This window comes from uncultured Sphingomonas sp. (assembly GCF_964021865.1).
GTDB lineage: Bacteria > Pseudomonadota > Alphaproteobacteria > Sphingomonadales > Sphingomonadaceae > Sphingomonas.
Genome location: NZ_CAXIAM010000064.1, coordinates 1 through 18,279, shown reverse-complemented (window position 1 = coordinate 18,279; position 18,279 = coordinate 1). Strand labels below are relative to the sequence as shown.

20 protein-coding genes and 1 pseudogene are annotated in these 18,279 nt (G+C 68.1%); 13 read left to right on the top strand and 8 right to left on the bottom strand.

Annotation, left to right across the window (positions count from 1 at the left end; genetic code table 11):
* From AADI75_RS14150 to moeB, 6 genes and pseudogenes are all read left to right on the top strand, one after another.
* Window positions 1-380 (top strand): annotated as a pseudogene (locus AADI75_RS14150) (ubiquinone biosynthesis protein UbiB); the annotation flags it as partial.
* Entirely contained in the window at window positions 374-1,420 is a 1,047-nt protein-coding gene (locus tag AADI75_RS14145; RefSeq protein ID WP_341209648.1) for a hypothetical protein, read from the top strand. The pseudogene AADI75_RS14150 and the gene AADI75_RS14145, both read left to right, overlap by 7 nt.
* Complete coding sequence (gene coaBC / locus AADI75_RS14140; RefSeq protein WP_341209647.1) at window positions 1,417-2,595, top strand: bifunctional phosphopantothenoylcysteine decarboxylase/phosphopantothenate--cysteine ligase CoaBC; 1,179 nt, start codon at window positions 1,417-1,419, stop codon at window positions 2,593-2,595. Before AADI75_RS14145 ends, coaBC begins: the two co-directional genes overlap by 4 nt.
* Entirely contained in the window at window positions 2,585-3,034 is a 450-nt protein-coding gene (gene dut / locus AADI75_RS14135) for a dUTP diphosphatase (RefSeq protein WP_341209646.1), read from the top strand. The genes coaBC and dut overlap by 11 nt, the downstream gene beginning before the upstream one ends.
* The gene (locus tag AADI75_RS14130; protein WP_341209645.1) at window positions 3,031-3,393 is read left to right on the top strand and encodes a hypothetical protein; all 363 of its coding nucleotides are present in this window, start codon (window positions 3,031-3,033) and stop codon (window positions 3,391-3,393) included. Before dut ends, AADI75_RS14130 begins: the two co-directional genes overlap by 4 nt.
* On the top strand, window positions 3,390-4,154 hold the full coding sequence (gene moeB / locus AADI75_RS14125) for a molybdopterin-synthase adenylyltransferase MoeB (RefSeq protein ID WP_341209644.1): 765 nt from the start codon (window positions 3,390-3,392) through the stop codon (window positions 4,152-4,154). The genes AADI75_RS14130 and moeB overlap by 4 nt, the downstream gene beginning before the upstream one ends.
* Window positions 4,155-4,157: 3 nt before the next feature.
* Here moeB and galU read toward each other — a convergent pair whose 3' ends face one another.
* Complete coding sequence (gene galU / locus AADI75_RS14120; protein WP_341209643.1) at window positions 4,158-5,027, bottom strand: UTP--glucose-1-phosphate uridylyltransferase GalU; 870 nt, start codon at window positions 5,025-5,027, stop codon at window positions 4,158-4,160.
* Between the two features lie 166 nt (window positions 5,028-5,193).
* Between galU and AADI75_RS14115 the strand changes: the two genes are divergently transcribed.
* Window positions 5,194-5,952 (top strand): metallophosphoesterase family protein, encoded by a 759-nt coding sequence (locus AADI75_RS14115; protein ID WP_341209642.1) that lies wholly within the window; start codon window positions 5,194-5,196, stop codon window positions 5,950-5,952.
* Window positions 5,953-6,027: 75 nt separating this feature from the next.
* Window positions 6,028-6,273: a hypothetical protein gene (locus tag AADI75_RS14110; RefSeq protein WP_037489251.1), complete on the top strand. Its 246-nt coding sequence runs from the start codon at window positions 6,028-6,030 to the stop codon at window positions 6,271-6,273.
* A gap of 317 nt (window positions 6,274-6,590) precedes the next feature.
* On the opposite strand, the gene AADI75_RS14105 is transcribed toward AADI75_RS14110, so the two are convergent.
* The 4 genes from AADI75_RS14105 to hisI are packed head-to-tail and all read right to left on the bottom strand — an operon-like array spanning window position 6,591 to window position 9,696.
* Window positions 6,591-8,393, bottom strand: a complete 1,803-nt coding sequence (locus AADI75_RS14105) for an acyl-CoA dehydrogenase C-terminal domain-containing protein (protein ID WP_341209641.1) — start codon at window positions 8,391-8,393, stop codon at window positions 6,591-6,593.
* 4 nt (window positions 8,394-8,397) lie between these two features.
* Window positions 8,398-8,817: a MerR family DNA-binding transcriptional regulator gene (locus AADI75_RS14100; protein ID WP_028965930.1), complete on the bottom strand. Its 420-nt coding sequence runs from the start codon at window positions 8,815-8,817 to the stop codon at window positions 8,398-8,400.
* A gap of 31 nt (window positions 8,818-8,848) precedes the next feature.
* Complete coding sequence (locus AADI75_RS14095; protein WP_341209640.1) at window positions 8,849-9,334, bottom strand: hypothetical protein; 486 nt, start codon at window positions 9,332-9,334, stop codon at window positions 8,849-8,851.
* Complete coding sequence (gene hisI, locus AADI75_RS14090; RefSeq protein ID WP_341209649.1) at window positions 9,331-9,696, bottom strand: phosphoribosyl-AMP cyclohydrolase; 366 nt, start codon at window positions 9,694-9,696, stop codon at window positions 9,331-9,333. Before hisI ends, AADI75_RS14095 begins: the two co-directional genes overlap by 4 nt.
* A gap of 129 nt (window positions 9,697-9,825) precedes the next feature.
* Here hisI and purF point away from each other — a divergent pair, with 129 nt between their 5' ends.
* Window positions 9,826-11,283 carry an amidophosphoribosyltransferase gene (purF, locus tag AADI75_RS14085; protein ID WP_341209639.1) on the top strand — a complete coding sequence of 486 codons (1,458 nt, stop codon included), beginning with the start codon at window positions 9,826-9,828 and terminating at the stop codon, window positions 11,281-11,283.
* Between the two features lie 5 nt (window positions 11,284-11,288).
* Complete coding sequence (locus tag AADI75_RS14080; RefSeq protein WP_341209638.1) at window positions 11,289-11,996, top strand: SDR family NAD(P)-dependent oxidoreductase; 708 nt, start codon at window positions 11,289-11,291, stop codon at window positions 11,994-11,996.
* Between the two features lie 16 nt (window positions 11,997-12,012).
* On the opposite strand, the gene AADI75_RS14075 is transcribed toward AADI75_RS14080, so the two are convergent.
* Genes AADI75_RS14075 through AADI75_RS14065 form a run of 3 tightly spaced genes read right to left on the bottom strand, consistent with a single transcriptional unit; the run spans window position 12,013 to window position 15,510 of the window.
* Window positions 12,013-13,227, bottom strand: a complete 1,215-nt coding sequence (locus tag AADI75_RS14075; protein ID WP_341209637.1) for a cyclopropane-fatty-acyl-phospholipid synthase family protein — start codon at window positions 13,225-13,227, stop codon at window positions 12,013-12,015.
* A gap of 12 nt (window positions 13,228-13,239) precedes the next feature.
* Window positions 13,240-14,580 carry a deoxyribodipyrimidine photo-lyase gene (locus tag AADI75_RS14070; RefSeq protein WP_341209636.1) on the bottom strand — a complete coding sequence of 447 codons (1,341 nt, stop codon included), beginning with the start codon at window positions 14,578-14,580 and terminating at the stop codon, window positions 13,240-13,242.
* A gap of 9 nt (window positions 14,581-14,589) precedes the next feature.
* Window positions 14,590-15,510 (bottom strand): histone deacetylase, encoded by a 921-nt coding sequence (locus AADI75_RS14065; protein WP_341209635.1) that lies wholly within the window; start codon window positions 15,508-15,510, stop codon window positions 14,590-14,592.
* Window positions 15,511-15,552: 42 nt separating this feature from the next.
* Between AADI75_RS14065 and AADI75_RS14060 the strand changes: the two genes are divergently transcribed.
* The 3 genes from AADI75_RS14060 to AADI75_RS14050 are packed head-to-tail and all read left to right on the top strand — an operon-like array spanning window position 15,553 to window position 18,142.
* Window positions 15,553-16,545, top strand: coding sequence for an alpha/beta hydrolase (locus tag AADI75_RS14060; RefSeq protein ID WP_341209634.1), 993 nt, complete (start codon window positions 15,553-15,555; stop codon window positions 16,543-16,545).
* Window positions 16,546-16,576: 31 nt separating this feature from the next.
* Window positions 16,577-17,077 carry an RNA pyrophosphohydrolase gene (locus tag AADI75_RS14055; protein WP_341209633.1) on the top strand — a complete coding sequence of 167 codons (501 nt, stop codon included), beginning with the start codon at window positions 16,577-16,579 and terminating at the stop codon, window positions 17,075-17,077.
* A gap of 12 nt (window positions 17,078-17,089) precedes the next feature.
* Window positions 17,090-18,142: a DUF481 domain-containing protein gene (locus AADI75_RS14050; RefSeq protein ID WP_341209632.1), complete on the top strand. Its 1,053-nt coding sequence runs from the start codon at window positions 17,090-17,092 to the stop codon at window positions 18,140-18,142.
* Window positions 18,143-18,279: the final 137 nt, after the last annotated feature.

The following is an 18,279-nucleotide window of genomic DNA, read 5'->3' as shown; positions in this document are numbered from 1 at the left end:
TCGACATGGTGACGCAGCCGCACCTGCTGCTGCTGCAAAAGACGATGGTGATGGTCGAGGGCGTCGCCACCGCGCTCGATCCCGACATCAACCTGTGGGTCACCGCCGCGCCGCTGGTCGAGGACTGGATTCGCACCGAACTGGGCCCCGAGGCCGCGATCGCCGACCGGCTGGTCGCGGATGTGCGGACGCTCTCCCGGCTGCCCGAACTGGTGCGGCGGATCGAGGCGCGCTTCCCCGCGCCCGGCGGCGCGCCGCCGCGTCCGCCCTTGCGCGAGATCGAACGCGTGCGCGTCGGCGGCGGTTGGCGTTACGCGCTGGTGGGGGTGCTTGGCGTTCTGGCGGGCGTCGCGGGCATGATGCTGGCGGGCGGATGGTAGCCGCACCGGGGCGAACCGGGACAGCCTCGCGCTGGCTGGTGACCCCCGACCGGCTGGTCGGGATCGGCCGCGCCCCGGCGCGCATGGTGTTGGCGGGCCTGCTGATGGCGGTGCTCGCCGCGGCGGTGTTCGTCCCTGCCGCGATCACGCCGCCCGAGTTCCTGCACGACGCGATCGTCGCGACGCTGCGGCACGGCGGCGATTATTATGACGCGGCGCGCGACCTGCTGCGCACCGAACCCGATGCGCGCGCCGCGCGGGCGCTGCCGTCGACGCTGGCCGTCGTGGCGGCGGCGCTGCCGGCGTGGGGGCTGACCGCGCTGGTCGCGGCGGGGCTGACGATGTTGTTGTGGATCGGGGGCTTGCGGCTCGGCGGGTTGCTGGCGCGGAGTGCGGGGGCGCTGCTGATCGTCAGCTTGCTCGGGTTCGGGATCGTCGCGACGGCCGCTCTGTGGCTGGCCGCGCCTCATGCTGCGGCGGCGGCGTTGCTTTCTGCGATCGCACTGGTGGCACGCGCGCGGGGACGAGTGACGGCAGCGGTAGCGGTCGCCTGCGCGGCGGCGCTGATCGACCCGGCCGCGCTGGTCACGCTGGCGACGATGGGCGCGATGGCGCTGCTCGACGGCGATCGACGCGAGCCGCTGCTCTGGCTGGTCGGGTTCGGCGTTGCGGCGCTCGCGTTCACGATGCATTTGCAGGCCCTCGGCCCCACGCCCGCCCCTTCCGCGCCGCTGGTGGCAGACCGCGCGCTGGCACGACTGATGGGTGCCGCCTTTCCCGATGTACCGGCGGCGATCGCGGCGCCGCTGGTGGTGCTCGCCGCGTTCGGTTGGTCGACCGTCACCGATCCGCTTGGGCTGCGTGTCATGGCGCTGCTGGTCGCGGGTGTCGCGCTCGACGGTGTGCTGGGATGGCGCTCGGCGACGCTGGCGGTTCCGCTGGTCGCACCGGGTCTGGCGCTCGTCCCCGCGGCGGTCGCGACCTTGGCGCGCGCGGCGCTCGACCGACGCCGCATCACCGTGACGAGGGTAACGCGATGAGCCGGGTTCTGTTGATCGTCGGCGGCGGGATCGCCGCTTACAAGGCATGCGAACTGATCCGGGCGCTGCGCGGCGCAGGACATGAGGTGCGCTGCGTGTTGACCGATGGCGGCGCGCATTTCGTGACCGCGATGACGCTGGCGGCGCTCAGTGAGAACAAGGTCCACACCACCTTGTGGGACCTGAAGGACGAGGCCGAAATGGGTCATATCCGCCTCAGCCGCGAGGCCGATCTGGTGGTGGTCTGCCCGGCCACGGCCGATCTGATCGCGCGGATGGCCGGGGGCCTCGCCAACGACCTTGCGACGACGCTGCTGCTCGCCACCGACAAGCCGGTGCTGGTCGCGCCGGCGATGAACGTCCGCATGTGGCTGCATCCGGCGACGCAGCGCAACGTCGCGCAACTGCGCAGCGACGGCGTGACGGTGATGACGCCCGACGAAGGCGCGATGGCATGTGGCGAATATGGTCCCGGCCGCCTGCCCGAAATCCCGGCGATCGTCGCAAGGATCGCGGCGGCGCTCACGCCGAAGAAGCACTCGCTGGAGGGGCGGCATGTGGTCGTCACCGCCGGGCCGACGCATGAACCGATCGATCCGGTCCGCTACATCGCCAATCGGTCTTCGGGAAAGCAGGGCTTCGCGATTGCCGCGGCACTCGCACGGCGGGGCGCACGGGTGACCCTGATCGCCGGCCCCGTCGACCTGCCGACGCCTCCGAACGTAATTCGCCAAGATGTCGAAACCGCCGCAGAAATGGCGAGCGCGGTCGAGGAGGCGCTACCCGCCGACGTCGCGGTCATGGTCGCCGCGGTGGCCGACTGGCGCGCCGTCACGGTCGCCGCGCAGAAGCTGAAAAAAGGAGAGGACGCTCCCGCCCCGCTAGAACTCGCCCGCAACGTGGACATTCTCGCCACGCTGGCGCATGATCCACGGCGGCCGCGGTTGCTGATCGGATTTGCGGCCGAGACCGAACAGGTGCTCGACCATGCGCAGGCCAAGCGGCGGCGCAAGGGCGCCGACTGGATCGTCGCGAACGACGTCTCTGGCGACGTCATGGGCGGCGATGCCAATACCGTCCACCTCGTGACTGCCACTGGGATCGAAAGCTGGGAACGGCTGCCGAAAGTCGATGTGGCTGAACGACTTGCCGACAGGATTGCCGATGCGCTCTGAACCGATCAGGATCGCGCTGCGCCGCTTGCCGCATGGCGAGGGGCTGCCGCTCCCCATCTATGCCACCACGGGCGCCGCCGGGATGGATGTTGTCGCCGCGGAAGACGTGACGCTCGCCCCCGGCGGACGCGCGGCGGTCGCGACCGGCTTCGCAATCGCGATCCCCGAAGGGTTCGAGGTGCAGGTCCGCCCGCGCTCCGGCCTGGCCTTGAAACATGGCATCACCTGCCTCAACACGCCCGGCACGATCGACGCGGATTATCGTGGCGAAATCAAAGTGATCCTTGCCAATCTTGGCACCGAACCTTTTGAGGTGCGACGCGGCGAGCGGATCGCGCAGCTCGTCCCTGCCGCGGTCACCGCGGCTGCGATCGTCGAGGTCGATGCGCTTGACGCCACCGCGCGCGGGAGCGGCGGGTTCGGGTCGACGGGCCGATGATCCTGGCCGCGCTGCTGCTGCTCGGGCAAGCGCCTGCGCTCAATCCGCCGACCGACTGGGCATCGCTGCCGCGCTTGCAGCTTGGCCTCGCCGCCGCGCCGCCCGCGCAGCTCTCCGAGTTCGTGCGGCGCGAGGTGCTGGCGGAGCGGTGCGTACTGGCGCCCGAAAAGCGGATGCTCGATCTCGTCGTGCTCGTCACCCAGGCGGGGCAGGTGCGCCGGATCGTACCGCGCGCGATCGACTGCCCATCGGTCGAGCAATTCGCCGCCGGGATCGTCTTGCGCGCAGCACGCGACAAGACGCGGCCGATCGCCGCCGACACCTGGTACGTCACAACGGTCGCGCTGACGCTGCCGTGACGCTGGGCCACGACGAACTCGCCCGCTATGCGCGACACATCGTGCTGCAAGAGATCGGCGGCAGGGGGCAGTTACGCCTTGCGCGCGCGCATGTCCTCGTCATTGGGGCGGGCGGGATCGGATCGCCCGTGATCCAGTATCTGGCGGCGGCCGGGGTCGGCCGGCTGACGATCGTCGACGACGACTGCGTCGACCTGAGCAATCTGCAGCGGCAGATCCTGTTCGCGAGCAACGACATCGGCCGTCCGAAGGCTGAGGCGGCGGTCGAGGTGGTGACCCGGCTCAACCCGCACGTCGCACCCCATGCAGTCGTCGCGCGAGTCGGCGGCGAGAATATCGGCGCATTGCTGGAGGACGGGCCGTCGGTGGTCGTCGATGGCTGCGACAATTTCGATACGCGGTTGCTCGTCGCCGACGCCGCGCTCGCGCACCGCATCCCGCTGGTGTCAGCGGCGGTCGGGCGGTTCGAGGGGCAGCTCGGCGTCTATCGCGGTTGGGAGCCGGACAAGCCCTGCTATCGCTGCTTCGTCGGCGACGCGCCCGCGCGCGACGCGCTGACCTGCGCCGAGGAAGGCGTGCTCGGCCCGGTGACCGGGATCATCGGCAGCATGGCGGCGCTGGAGGCGATCCGCCAGATCGCGCCGTTCGGCGACGACAGCGCCGGGCGGTTGATGCTGCTCGACTTCCTGTCGTTGCGGTTCCGCACGCTGGCGCTGCCGCCCGATCCCGCGTGCCGCGCGTGCGGCGCGACACGCGGGTAAGGATCAGCCGAGCCGCGCCTCCGCGAAGGCGCGCACCGCCGGACCGATATCGCCGCGCGCCATCGCCAGCGCGAGGTTGGCGGTGACGAAGCCGGTCTTGTCGCCGCAGTCGAACCGCTCCCCGTTGAAGGTGAAACCGTGGAACGGCTGCTGCCCGATCAGCTTGGCCATCGCGTCGGTCAGCTGGATTTCGCCGCCAGCACCCTTTTCCTTGGCGTCGAGGATCTTCATCACCTCGGGCTGGAGGATGTAGCGGCCGGGGATCATCAGGTTCGACGGTGCGCTGCCCTTCGCGGGCTTCTCGACTAGCGCAGTCACCTCGGTCAGCGCGCCGTCGCGCGCGCCCGGCGAGATGATGCCGTATTTGTAGGTTTCCTCGGGCGCGACTTCCAGCGCGCCGATCACGTTGCCGCCGACCTTGCCATAGGCCTGCACCATCTGCGCCATGAAGTTCGGCGTGCCGACCATCAGCTCGTCGGGGAGCAGCACCGCGAACGGCTCGTCACCGACGATGTCGCGCGCGCACCACACCGCATGGCCGAGCCCGAGCGGCTCCTGCTGGCGAACATAGACCGGCGAGCCCGGCTGCTGGCGGATGTTCTCGATCACCGACAGGCTCTTGCCGCGCGCCCGCATCGTCGTTTCGAGTTCGAACGACACGTCGAAATGGTCCTCGAGCGCCCCCTTGCCGCGCCCGGTGACGAAGATGATCTGCTCGATCCCCGCCTCCAGCGCTTCCTCGACCGCATATTGGATCAGCGGCTTGTCGACGACCGTCAGCATCTCCTTGGGCATCGCCTTGGTGGCGGGCAGGAATCGAGTGCCGAGCCCCGCCACGGGGAAAATCGCCTTGCGTACCGGCTTGATGGTCATTCGGTCCTCCTGTTGGCGCCGGCTCTCTACCGGGGGGCGGCGGGGATCGCAATTCGTTAGCGTAACGGTTCGGGTCCCGCGCGGTGGGCAGGCCGATGCTTGCGATGACGGGACGATCGGCCTAAGCACCCGCTCCATCCCGACATCGCTGGTCTTTGCGTTCTCCATGCTCAAGAAGCTGCTTCGTTCGTCCCGTGTCGCCGCCACGCCCGCCTTCGCCCCGGCGCCGGGCAGCCGCATCTACGCCATCGGCGACATCCACGGCTGCCGCGACGAACTGGAGCGACTGCTGGCGATGATCGATGCCGACGATGCGACGCGCGCGCCGGCCGACACGACCTTGATCTTCCTCGGCGATCTGGTCGATCGCGGCCCCGATTCGTCGGGAGTGGTCGAGCGTCTGCTCACCTTGGCGAAGGAGCGACCGCGGGTCCGCTTTCTCAAGGGCAATCATGAGGAACTGTTCCTGCACGCGCTGGACGGCGCAAAGGACGCGCTGCGGATGTTCTGTCGCGTCGGCGGCAAGGAAACCGTGCTCAGCTACGGCATCGACCGCACTGAATATGATTCGCTCGACTATCCGCAGCTTGCCGAACGGATGGCGGCGCTGGTTCCGCCTGCCCACCGGGCATTCCTCGAACGGTTCGAGGACATGATCGTGTCTGGCGATTACGCCTTCGTCCATGCCGGCATTCGTCCGGAACTGCCGCTGGACGAACAGAAACCGAGCGACCTGCGCTGGATTCGCGACAGCTTCCTCGACTACCGCGGCGCACTATCCAAGATGATCGTCCACGGACATACGATCACGCCCGAGGTCGATCGTCGCGCATATCGGATCGGCGTGGATACGGGCGCTTACGCCTCGGGCAAGCTGACCGCACTCGGCATCGAGGATCGTGAAACCTGGGTACTGAACACATGATGCACCGCGGCAATCCGCGCTTGCATTTTGCGCACGCGAGGCTATGAGATGCCCTGCACGCAAAGGGAGTTCATCATGCGTATTGCGAAGTATATGCTCGCTGCTGCCGCCGCCACGATGGCGGTTGCTCCGGCGATGGCTGCGCCCGCCAACTCGGCGGCGAGCCTGTCGGTCGCCAAGTCGGTTCGCGCTTCGGCCCCGTCGGCCAAGAAGAACGAGCTCGCCGGTGGTGGCGTGATCGTTGCGGTTCTGGCGGCTGCGGCCGTTGTGGCCGGCATCGTCGTCGTCGCTGACGAAGACGACAGCTCGGACAGCAACTAAGCTGATCTACTCCCTCGGGGGTAAGGAATAGCGGCCTTCGGGCCGCTATTTTTTTGTCTGTCGTCTGGTGGGTACTTTAGCGCCCGCCATCGTGGGCTTGGCTGGTGACGACATAGAAAACGCGAGGCTTCGGAAAGACGGAATCCGGCGGTGGTCGAGAGCGTCAATCCGGTCTCACCCAGCCGCCACCGACTATACGTCATTACGCGCGCAGCGAAGCAATCAAAGGGCTGATCAGGACGCCCTGGATCGCTTCACTACGCGCGCGATGACGGCACAGCGGGCAGCGACTCTTCGCGCATGCCCGCAGCCGCACATCAAGCCACCGCGAACATCTCCGGCGGCAGCGCCATGATCGCCTCCGCGCCCCCCTCGATCTGACGACGCAGCGAACCCGCCTCGGGCAGCACCCGCTCGGCGAAGTAGCGCGCGGTGACCAGCTTGGCGTCGAGGAACGCGGTATCGCCCTGCCCGTCGGCCTTGAGCTTCGCCGCCGCGGTCGCCATGCGCAGCCACATCAGCCCGATCGCAACCGTGCCGACCAGATGCATGTACGGCACCGCGCCCGCGCCGACATTGTTCGGGTCCTTCATGCCGTTGGCGAGGAACCACATCGTCGCGGCCTGCAACTCGCCGGCCGCCTTCTCCAGCCGCTGCGCGAGGTCGGCGACCGCCGGATCGGCCTTGCCGGCGGCGATCTCCTCCATCACCAGCCGCCCGAACGCCTGCACCGCGCGGCCGCCGTTCTGCGCCAGCTTACGCCCGACAAGGTCCATCGCCTGCACGCCGTTGGTGCCTTCGTAGATCATCGCGATCCGCGCATCGCGCACGTACTGCTCCATCCCCCATTCGCGGATGTAGCCGTGGCCGCCATAGACCTGCTGCGCGTTGGTCGCGATCTGATAGCCGCGGTCGGTGCCGACACCCTTGATGACCGGGGTGAGCAGCCCGAGCAGATCGCCCGCAAGCTGACGATCCTCCTCGGCATCGGCATTATGCTCAAGATCGGCCTGGAGCGCGCCCCACAGGCACAGCGCGCGCAGCCCCTCGGTCCACGCCTTGGCGTCCATCAGCATGCGGCGGACATCGGGATGCACGAACAGCGTATCGGCCTTCTCGCCCGGCTCGGCCGGCCCGGTCAGCGCGCGACCCTGCCGGCGGTCCCGCGCATATTGGACCGCGTTCTGGTAGGCGGTTTCCGCGACGCCCAGCCCCTGCAGGCCGACACCGAGCCGGGCCGCGTTCATCATGATGAACATCGCGGCGAGGCCCTTCATCTCCTCGCCGACTAGCCAGCCGGTCGCGTCGTCATAGTTCATTACGCAGGTCGAGTTGCCGTGGATGCCCATCTTGTGCTCGATCGAGCCGCACGACACCGCATTGCGCTCGCCCAGCGACCCGTCATCGTTGACCAGCACCTTCGGCACCACGAACAGCGAAATGCCCTTGGAGCTGTCCGGCGCGCCCGGCGTCTTGGCGAGGACGAGGTGGATGATGTTGTCGGTCAGGTCATGCTCGCCCGCCGAGATGAAGATCTTGGTGCCGGTGATCTTGTAGCTGCCATCGCCCTGCGGCTCGGCGCGGGTACGGATCAGCCCGAGGTCGGTGCCGCACTGCGGCTCGGTCAGGTTCATCGTGCCGCCCCATTCGCCCGACACCATCTTCGGCAGATATTTTTGCTGCTGCTCGGGGCTGCCCTTCACGACCAGCGCGGCAATCGCACCATGCGCAAGGCCGGGATACATGGCGAACGCCATATTGGCGGAGATCATATATTCCTGAAACGCGGTCGAGACGACGTGCGGCATCCCCTGTCCGCCGAACGCCTCCGGCGCGCTGAGCGTGCCCCAGCCCGATTCGACGAACTTGGCATAGGCTTCCTTGAAGCCCTTCGGCGTCGTCACGCTGCCATCCTCGTGGCGCGTACAGCCTTCCTGATCGCCCGACTGGTTGAGCGGGAACAGCACCTCGGCGACGAAGCGTCCGCCTTCTTCCAGCACCGCCTCGACTGTGTCCGGGGTGGCGGCGGCGAAGCCGGCGACATTGGCATAGCGGTCCAGCCCGACGACATGTTCGAGCACGAAGCGGGTGTCGCGGATCGGCGGCGTGTACTGCGGCATCGTCTCACTCTTTCCTGGTTGCGCCACCGTCGAGCACACCGACGAATTCGGTCAACTCGGTGATGGCGGCGTCGAGGTCGTGCTTCTGCTGCTCCAACGCCGCGATCCGATCGCGACACCGCTGGATCGCCACCGCGCGCTGCGTCTGGCGACCGTCACCAAGATCGTAGAGGTCGATCATTTCGCGGATGTCGGCGAGGCTGAACCCAACGCGCTTGCCGCGCAGGATCCACGCCAGCCGCGCCCGGTCGCGATGCGAATAGATGCGGACCAGCCCGCGCCGCTCGGGCGCGATCAGTCCCTCGTCCTCGTAGAACCGCAACGCGCGCGGCGTGACGCCGAACTCTGCCGAGAGATCGGTGATCGTAAAGCTCTCGCGGTCAGGCCGCGGGGAGACGACGGCATAGGCAGCAGAAGCGCTCATAGGCGTGAGATAACTTCCCTTTACGTGAACGTCAATCGGCACACAGCAACTTGCCGTCCGCGCCGCGAAGCCGTGTCGCCTCGCCGCTCGCCTCGCTGAGGCGATCGAACGTGAGCGTGTCGAGCGTGGCGCGGCCCTGGCACGATCGCGCGCACGCCGCCGGGGTGCGGATCGGGAAGAGCAGCCGGTCGCCGTTGCGCGTCGCAGTGAAGCGGCAGCCCCCACCAAGGTCGATTGCTAAGTCGCCACGCCCCTTCGCCGTGCCGTGCGCGATGCAGCGCTGCCCCTCACCGAAGTCGACGCTGACTCCGATGCGATAGCGTGGCGCGGTGCCGGCCAGGCACAGCCGGTCCTCGCCGGCGGCATAGATGCCGGACGCCTCCGCTACCTCGCCGACGATCCCGGCGTCGCGCGCCGCCGCCTCGAGCGCACGGCCCGCCGCATCGTCGTCCCGGGTGTCGTGAGCGGGCGAGCAGGCGGCGAGCAAAAGCAGCGGCGCCAGCGCGGCGCGAATCATCCGTCGACGCGCTCCAGCCCCGAATCGGTCAGCCGGCGATAGAAGCAACTCGGCGCACCGGTGTGGCAGGCCGGGCCGGCCGGATCGGCGACGATCCAGAGCGCATCCTGATCGCAATCGACACGCATCTCGACGACGCGCAGCACGTTGCCGGAGGTTTCACCCTTTTTCCAAAGGCGTCCACGACTGCGCGAGAAGAACGTCGCCTCCCCGCTCGTGCGGGTCGCATCGATCGCGGCAGCATTCATATGCGCGACCATCAGCACCGCGCCGCTGGCACGATCGGTCACCACCGCCGTCAACAAGCCGGCGGCATCGAACTTGGGCAGAAAATCGCTGCCATTTTCTCGTGGATCGCTCATCTGCGTCACGGCGTAGAGCAGGCGACGGCGGGCCACAACGCGCGATCTCGCGATCTGCTCCCGGCGGTTGATGACATTTGCGCGACGGTCGCTATATGCGGCCCCGCACAACGCGAGCCCCCACCGCTTATGCTGACCACACATCCGTTCGACGACGATCACCTGCATGAGGAATGCGGCATCTTCGGTGCCTCCGGCTCGGAGGGCGCGGCCGCGCTCGTCGCGCTGGGCCTCCATGCGCTTCAGCATCGCGGCCAGGAGGCCGCGGGCATCACCAGTTTCGACGGCCATGTGTTCCACACCCATCGCGCGATGGGCCATGTCGCGGGCAATTTCGACCGAGACGAAGTGATCCGCGCGCTGGCGGGCGACGTCGCCTGCGGGCATGTGCGTTACTCGACGACCGGCGAGACGGCGTTGCGCAACGTCCAGCCACTGTACGCCGAATTGCAGTCCGGCGGGTTCGCGATTGCGCACAACGGCAACATTTCCAACGCGATGCGGCTGCGCCGCGAGATGGTTAGGCGCGGATCGATCTTCCAGTCGACTTCCGATACCGAGACGATCATCCATCTGGTCGCGACCAGCCAGTATCGCACCCTGCTCGACAAGTTCATCGATGCGCTGAAGCAGGTCGAGGGTGCGTATGCGCTGATCGTGATGACACCCGATGGGATGATCGCGTGTCGCGATCCGCTCGGCATCCGTCCGCTGGTGATGGGCAAGCTGGGCGAGACATACATCTTCGCCAGCGAGACGGTAGCGCTCGACGTCGTCGGCGCGACGTTCGAACGCTCGGTCGAGCCGGGCGAGTTGGTGATCGTCCAGAACGGCGAGCTGCGTTCGATTCGGCCGTTCGAGCAGGTCGCGGCGCGGCCGTGCATCTTCGAATGGGTCTATTTCTCGCGCCCCGATTCGATCGTCGACGATCATTCGATCTATTCGGTGCGCAAGAACATCGGTGCGCAACTGGCGATCGAATCGCCGGTCGATGCCGATCTGGTGATCCCGGTGCCCGATTCGGGCGTGCCGGCAGCGATCGGCTACGCGCAGGAATCGGGCATTCCGTTCGAGCTGGGGATCATCCGTTCGCACTACGTCGGACGGACGTTCATCCAGCCGGGCGACAAGGTCCGGCATCTCGGCGTCAAGCTGAAGCACAATGCCAATCGTGCGCTGATCCAAGGCAAGAAAGTCGTGCTGATCGACGATTCGATCGTGCGCGGCACCACCTCGCTCAAGATCGTGCAGATGATGCGCGAGGCGGGCGCGGCCGAGGTGCACATGCGGATCGCCTCGCCGCCGACGCGGCATAGCTGCTTCTACGGCGTCGACACGCCTGAGCGCGCCAAATTGCTGGCGGCAAAGCTAGATCTGGGCGGGATGACCGACTTCATCCACGCCGACAGCCTGTCGTTCGTGTCGATCGACGGTCTGTACAAGGCCTTGGGCGAGGCGCAGCGCGCCGCAGGGCGTCCGCGCTATTGCGACGCCTGCTTCACCGGCGACTATCCGACCACGCTGACCGACCATGACGAATCGAGCGCGGTCGACCAATTGGCGATGCTCGACGAGCGGGTGATCTGACGCACATGGACAAGGCGTTGAAGGACAGACTGGCGCTGGTGACCGGCGCCAGCCGCGGGATCGGCGCGGCGACCGCGATCGCGCTGGCGGAGCAGGGCGCGCATGTCGTGCTGACCGCACGGACGGCGAGCGGGCTAGAGCAGGTCGAGCAGCAGATTTTCGATGCCGGGGGTTCGGCGACGATCGCGCCGCTCGATCTGGCGCAGAGCGATTCGATTGCCCGGCTGGCGACCGCGATCGGCGAGCGCTGGCAGGCGCTGGACATCATGGTGCTGAACGCCGGAATGCTCGGCTCGCTCGCCGCGGTGCCGGCGATCGACGCCAAGGAACTGGCGCAGGTGCTGACGCTCAACGTCTCGGCGCAGGTGGCGTTGATCCAGGCATTCGATCCGATGCTGCGCCGTTCCGTCGGCGCGCGCGTAATCGGCGTCACCTCGTCGGTAGGTCGGAAGCCCCGCGCCTATTGGGGCGCGTATGGCGCGTCGAAAGCGGCGTTTGAGACGCTGCTGGAGGCGTACGGTGACGAAACCGCCGAGGTGAGCAAGCTTCGCGTGGCGGTGCTCGATCCGGGGGCGACGCGCACCAAGATGCGCGCGCGCGCCTATCCCGGCGAGGACCCCAATTCGGTGAAGCCGCCCGAAGCGGTCGCGGCGCGGATCGTGGCGCTGGCGGTCGAGGGCTTTCCGGCGAACCATCGCGAGCGGGTGGGCTAGGCCCGAGCCCGTTACGTCAGCTGGCCTTGACCAGCGTCACCTGCATGACGTCGATGCCACCGCCGCGGAATCCACCCTCGCAATACATCAGGTAATAGCGCCAGAGCTGCTGAAAGCGCGGGTCGAAGCGTGGCGGAAGCCGCCCCTCTGTCACCGCACGATCGAAGCGACGGCGCCATTCGAGCAACGTCTCTGCATAATCGAGGCCGAAGCGCTGTTCGTCCTGCCACGACAAACCGCGCGCCTCGGCCAGCGCGCGGAACCGGCTGACGGATAGCAGCGACCCGCCGGGGAACACGTAGCGCTGGATGAAATCGGCGCTTCCCCGATACGCATCCCACACATCATCGGCGATCGTGATGAACTGCAGCGCGGCGCGCCCGCCGGGCTTCAGGACGCGCGCGATGGTCGCAAGATAGGCGGACCAATATTCGGGCCCGACCGCCTCGACCATCTCGATGCTGGCGACCGCGTCATACCCGCCTGCGACGTCGCGATAGTCGGTAAGCGCAACGGTCACGTCGGGCAGCCCGAGCCCCAGCACGTGGTCGCGCTGCTCGGTCGACAGCGTCAGGCCGTGCACCGCGACACCGGCGCGAGCCGCGGTGGCGGCGAACGAGCCCCAGCCGCAGCCGATCTCCAGGATACGTGCGCCGGCGGTCGCCCCGGTGCGCGTCAGGATCGCGTCCAGCTTGCGCTGCTGCGCCGCCTCCAGCGGCTCGCCGTCCACCACGCCAAGCGCGCTCGAATAGGTGAGCGTCGCATCGAGCCATTCGCGGTAGAAGTCGTTACCCAGATCGTAATGCGCCGCGATATTGCGCCTCGCGCCACTGCGATCGTTGCGACGCAGCCGGTGCCCGAGCCACACCGCCAGCCGCGCGACGTGCTTGGCGCGCGCGACGTTGCCGAGCGCGGCACGGTTGCGCACGAACAGGTCGAAGATCGGCACCGGATCGGGGCTGGTCCAGTCGCCCGCCACCCAGCCCTCGTACCACCCGATCGACCCGGCGGTGACCAGCCGCCACAAGGCGCGCCAGCGCACCAGCCGCACGATCGCAACCGGGCCCGGCGCGTGGCCGCCGATCAGGCGCCGGGTGCCGTCGGGCAGTTGCGCGTCGATCGCACCCGACAGCAGTCCCCGGTCGATGCGATCGAGCAGGCGATGCCACAAGGGCGCTGCAAGGCGCGCGCGGCCGGGTACAGGCGGGGAATGAGAGGTGGCCGCGTCCATCGCGGACGCGCCCTATCGTACCTTCCTGCCCGCCGCCAGCGCGCGTTCGCGGGCCTCGCGGTGCCCGATCAGCTTCGCCGGATAATCGTCGGGGCGACAGCCGCTGGCGTCGGGATCGTGGATCGCGTCGTCGGGCACGTCCTTCAACTCCGGCACCCATTCACGAATATAATCGCCGGCGTCGAACTTCTCGGACTGCGACAACGGCGCCATGATCCGCCCGAACATATTGGCGTCGATTCCGGTCCCTGCCACCCACTGCCAGTTCACCGCGTTATTGCCGTAATCGGCATCGACCAGACAGTCCCAGAACCATCGTTCGCCCTCCCTCCAGTCGATCAGCAGATGCTTGATGAGGAAGGACGCGGTGATCATCCGCACGCGATTGTGCATCCAGCCGCTCTGCCAGAGCTGCCGCATCCCGGCGTCGACGATCGGATAGCCGGTGTGCCCCGTCTGCCAGGCGTGCAGGTCCTTCTTGGCGGCCTTGCCGCTGCGCCACGGCAGCTTGTCGAAGGCGGCGCGACCATTCTTGTCGGCATAGTCAGGCAGCGCGAGCACGACGCCATCGGTGAAGTCGCGCCATGCCAGTTCCTTGCGGAACGTGATGTCATGCGCAGCGCTGGCGTGCCACACCGCGCGCGGCGAGACCTCGCCGAAATGCAGGTGCGGCGACAGGCGCGAGGTGCCTTCCTCGGAGGGCAGGTTCCGGCGATCGTCGTATCCGTCGAGTTCGAGCGCGGCGATCTTGCGACGCGCCTCGTCTTCGCCGGCGGTCCAGTCGAACCCGCCCGACCAATCGGGCTTGGTCGGCAGCAGAGCCCAGTCGGCCAGCTTGTCGCTCTTCGGCCAATGATCCGGCGCGGGGATCGCGCGCGGTGCGGGCACCGGCTTTTCCGGGGGAAGATGCTCCTGCAAGCCCCTCCAGAACGCCGAATAGATGCGGAACTGCCCGCCCGCACCGGTCGTCACCTGCTCGGGCGGGGCAAGATGATTGCCGTCGTGAAGGCACAGACGCTCGCCGAGCGCCGCCTCGGCCTTGCGCCACCACGGCTCATAATGGCGGATCGCATGGATCGCCTCCGCCTTCACGCTGTCGGCCAGTTCGTTCAGGATCGCGACCGTATCGCCACGGCGCAGAATCAGCCGGCTGCCATGATCGCGCAACGCCTTGTCGAGTGCGGTGAGGCTGTGGTGGAGCCACCAACGCTGCGCCCCGCCGATCCGCCACGCACCGGGCGCGTCGTCGTCGAGGATATAGATGGGAATCACCGCCCCGTGATGCGCAGCGGCGACGAGCGCGGGTTGATCGTGGAGGCGCAGGTCCTGCCGCAGCCAGAGCAAGGTGGTCATGGGTTTCCGCTACGAACGATGCGACGCCGCGGTTCCGGCGAAGGCGTCGCCGAGCGTGCGAATGACGCGGACGTGGCGCGCCGCGATCGCCATTACATCGTCGCCGTACCCGCCGCCGATCGTGCAGGCGAGCGGCACGCGCGCGTCGATCGCGAGCCGCGCGACCAGCCGGTCGCGGCGGACCAGCCCCTCCTCGCTGAGCGCCAGCCGCCCGAGCCGATCGCCCGCGAACGGATCGACCCCGCCCTGATAGAGAATCAGCGTCGGCTGCCATTCCGCGATCATCGGAGCGAGCGTCTCCTCCAGCACCGCCAGATACGCGTCGTCGCTGATCGCGTCGGCCAGCGGCACGTCCAGCGTCGAGCGTGCTTTGCGCACCGGAAAGTTCTTCTCGGCGTGGATCGAATAGGTCGCGATCTGCGGATGACCGGCGGTGAGCGCCGCGGTGCCGTCGCCCTGATGAACGTCGACGTCGACGATCAGCACGCGCCCGGTCGTCCCTTCCTCCACCAGCCGGTGCGCGGCGACGGCAAGGTCGTTGAACACGCAATAACCCGCGCCGGTGTCGGCAAGCGCGTGATGGCTGCCACCCGCGGTGTTGGCGGCGAACCCGTGGTCGAGTGCGAGCAACGCGGCCAGATAGGTCCCGCCCGGCACCATCTGCGCCCGGCGCGCGACGGTGGCGGTCACCGGAAAGCCGATCCGCCGCTCCTTGATCGCGGGCACCTGTGCGGAAAGCACCTCGGCGACATAATCGGGATCGTGCGTCGCCTCCAGCCAGATCCGCGGCATCGCTTCAGGCTCGTGCCAGGCGATCCGGTCGCCCTCGGCGCGCAGCAGATCGCGGATCGCGCCGTTCTTGCCCCAGCGATAGGTGCTGCGCGCGGGTGCCTCGGTAACGTAATCGGGATGGTGGACGATGGCGATCATCGACCTAAGATAGTGCCGGCCGCGCCTGCGCAGGAGTAGTGGATGACCGAACCGACCCAAGCCGAGCCTCCGTTCGTCCGCGCGGACGTTGCGACGTTCCTCGGCTATCTCAACAACCTGCCCGGACCGCGCACGCATCAGATGTCCGTCGAGGAGGCACGCGCCGCGATGCTGGCGATGTGCGACGTCGCCGACGCGCCACGCGGCGAGCTGTCGGTGGTGCGGGAGCTGACGATCCCCGGTCCGGCCGGCCCGCTGCCCGCGCGATTGTTCGATGCGCGCACCGAACGCGCGGCGGGTCCGGCGGTGGTGTTCTTTCATGGCGGTGGCTGGGTGGTCGGCAACGTCACCAGCCACGCGAGCCTCGCCGCGGAGATGGCGCGGCAATTGGACCTGCCGGTGATCTCGGTCGACTACCGGCTGGCGCCCGAGGCGCCCTTCCCCGCCGCCGTCGAGGATGCGGAGGCAGCGACGCGGTGGGTGGCGGAGAGTCCCGCCGCCTTGGGTCGAACGGTCACCGGGCTGGTGCTGAGTGGCGACAGCGCCGGCGGCAATCTGGCGGTCGTGACCAGCGTGGCGCTGCGCGACCGGCCGGCGGCCGCGCCCGTGATCGTTCAGGCGCCAATCTATCCGGCGACCGACGCGACGCGGCATTATCCGTCGTTCGACGCCTTCTGCGACGGCTATCTGCTGACGCGCGAGACGATGGGCTGGTTCGGGAACCATTACCGGCCCGACCCGCAGGACGCGCGCTTCTCGCCGATCGTCGGCGCGTTGACCGGCCTGCCGCCGGCGGTGATCGTCGCGGCGGGGCTCGATCCGTTGCGGGATCAGGCGCGCGCCTATGCCGCCGCGCTCGCGCTGGCGGGCGTGCCGGTGACCTATCAGGAGGCGCGCGGCAACATCCACGGGTTCGCGACGCTGCGCCGCGCGATCCCGTCGAGCCAGCAGGATGTCGCGGCGTTCCTAACCGCAGTGCGCGCGGCGGTCGCGGCGGCGACGCACGATGTCGCAAACGCGAAGGCGGCGGGTTGAAGCGCCTCGACGCGCGGCCTATTCGACCGGCATGACTGCGCCAGACTCCCTGCCCTATCGCCCGTGCGCGGGCGTGATGCTCCTCAACCGCGACGGACAGGTGTTCGTCGGCCAGCGCATCGATAACGTGCTGGAAGCGTGGCAGATGCCACAGGGTGGGATCGATCCGGGCGAGGATGCGCGGGCCGCGGCAATCCGCGAACTGTGGGAAGAAACCGGCGTCACCCAAGACAAGGTCACGTTGATCGCCGAGGCGCCCGGGGAGCTGTTCTACGACCTGCCGCCCGAGATGATCGGCAAGGTCTGGAAGGGCAAATATCGCGGGCAGCGGCAGCGGTGGTTCCTGTTCCGCTTCGAGGGCGAGGATAGCGACATCCGCATCGACACGCCGCACCCGGAATTCCGGGCGTGGCGCTGGGCTGCGCCGGCCGATCTTCCGCAGCTGATCGTGCCGTTCAAGGCGCAATTGTATCGTGACGTGCTCGCCGCCTTTGCCCCGCATCTGCCGGGTAGCGGCACCGCGGCACGCTGAACGACCGCGGCGATGCTGTCGGTGCTGATCGCGACGATGGGGCTTGCCGCGCTGCCCGAACCGGCGGCGGCGCGGCGTCGCGTGCCCGCCACGCGGCGTGCGCGCCGCCAGACCAGACTCGAGCGCCCCGAACTGGAGGTGGAGCCCGTCTTCATCACCGCGCCTCCGCTAGAGGTGCCGGCACCGGTCCTCAATGACGTCGGCGTGGCGCTCGGCAAGATACCGGGCCCGGAAATCTCGCCTGAAATGCGCGCGATGCTCGACGCGGCGATGCAGGCCGGCGACGAGAGCGGGGTCGATACGCTGGTCAAATATGCCCGCGCCGGCGATCCGGGGTCGCGCGATCTGGTGCTGCGGCGCGCGACCGAGTGGAAGGAATCGCGGGCGCGGGCGCGAAACGAGCGGGTGCGGCAGGCGAGCGCGTTCCAGTTGTGGAGCGGGCGCATCGAGGCGGGTGGGTTCGTTTCGACCGGCAATTCGGACGTCACTGGGATCACCGGCGTCGCCGATCTGACGCGCGAGGGGCTCCGCTGGCGGCACCGCGTGATGGCACAGGCCGATTTCCAGCGCACCGGGGGTGTCACCAGCCGCGAACGCTACGCACTCGGGTATCAGCCGAACTATAAGGTCAACGACCGCGGGTACATCTACGGCAACGGCCAATATGAGTCGGATCGTTTTCTCGGCTATTACAACCGCTATTCAGGCTCGGTCGGTGCCGGTTACAGCGTCATCCGACGCAACGGTCTGACGCTCGACATCGAGGTCGGGCCGGCGTTCCGACAGACGGACTTCACCGACCGGACGATGCAGGGCAGTCTGGCGGCGCGCGGCAGCGTCGAGCTGAACTGGACCTTGTTCAGCGGACTGGTCGCGACGCAAAGCGCGTCTGGGTACTGGGAACGGTACAACAGCACGATCCGCAGCGTGTCGGCGATCGAGGCGAAGCTGCTGGGGCCGCTGTCGGCCCGGCTGTCGTACACGCTGCAATATGAAAGCGAGCCACCGGTTGGGCGGGTCACCACGGATACCACGAGCCGAGCGTCGCTGGTCTACGCGTTTTAGGGCGATCGAGCTGAGCGGTGTCCTGGCGTCGATGCTGACGATCAGCCAGTCGGGCGGACATGCGAACGCCCCGGAAGCGTGGGCTTCCGGGGTGCGACAAGTCAAGTTGGTTGCGGGGACAGGATTTGAACCTGTGA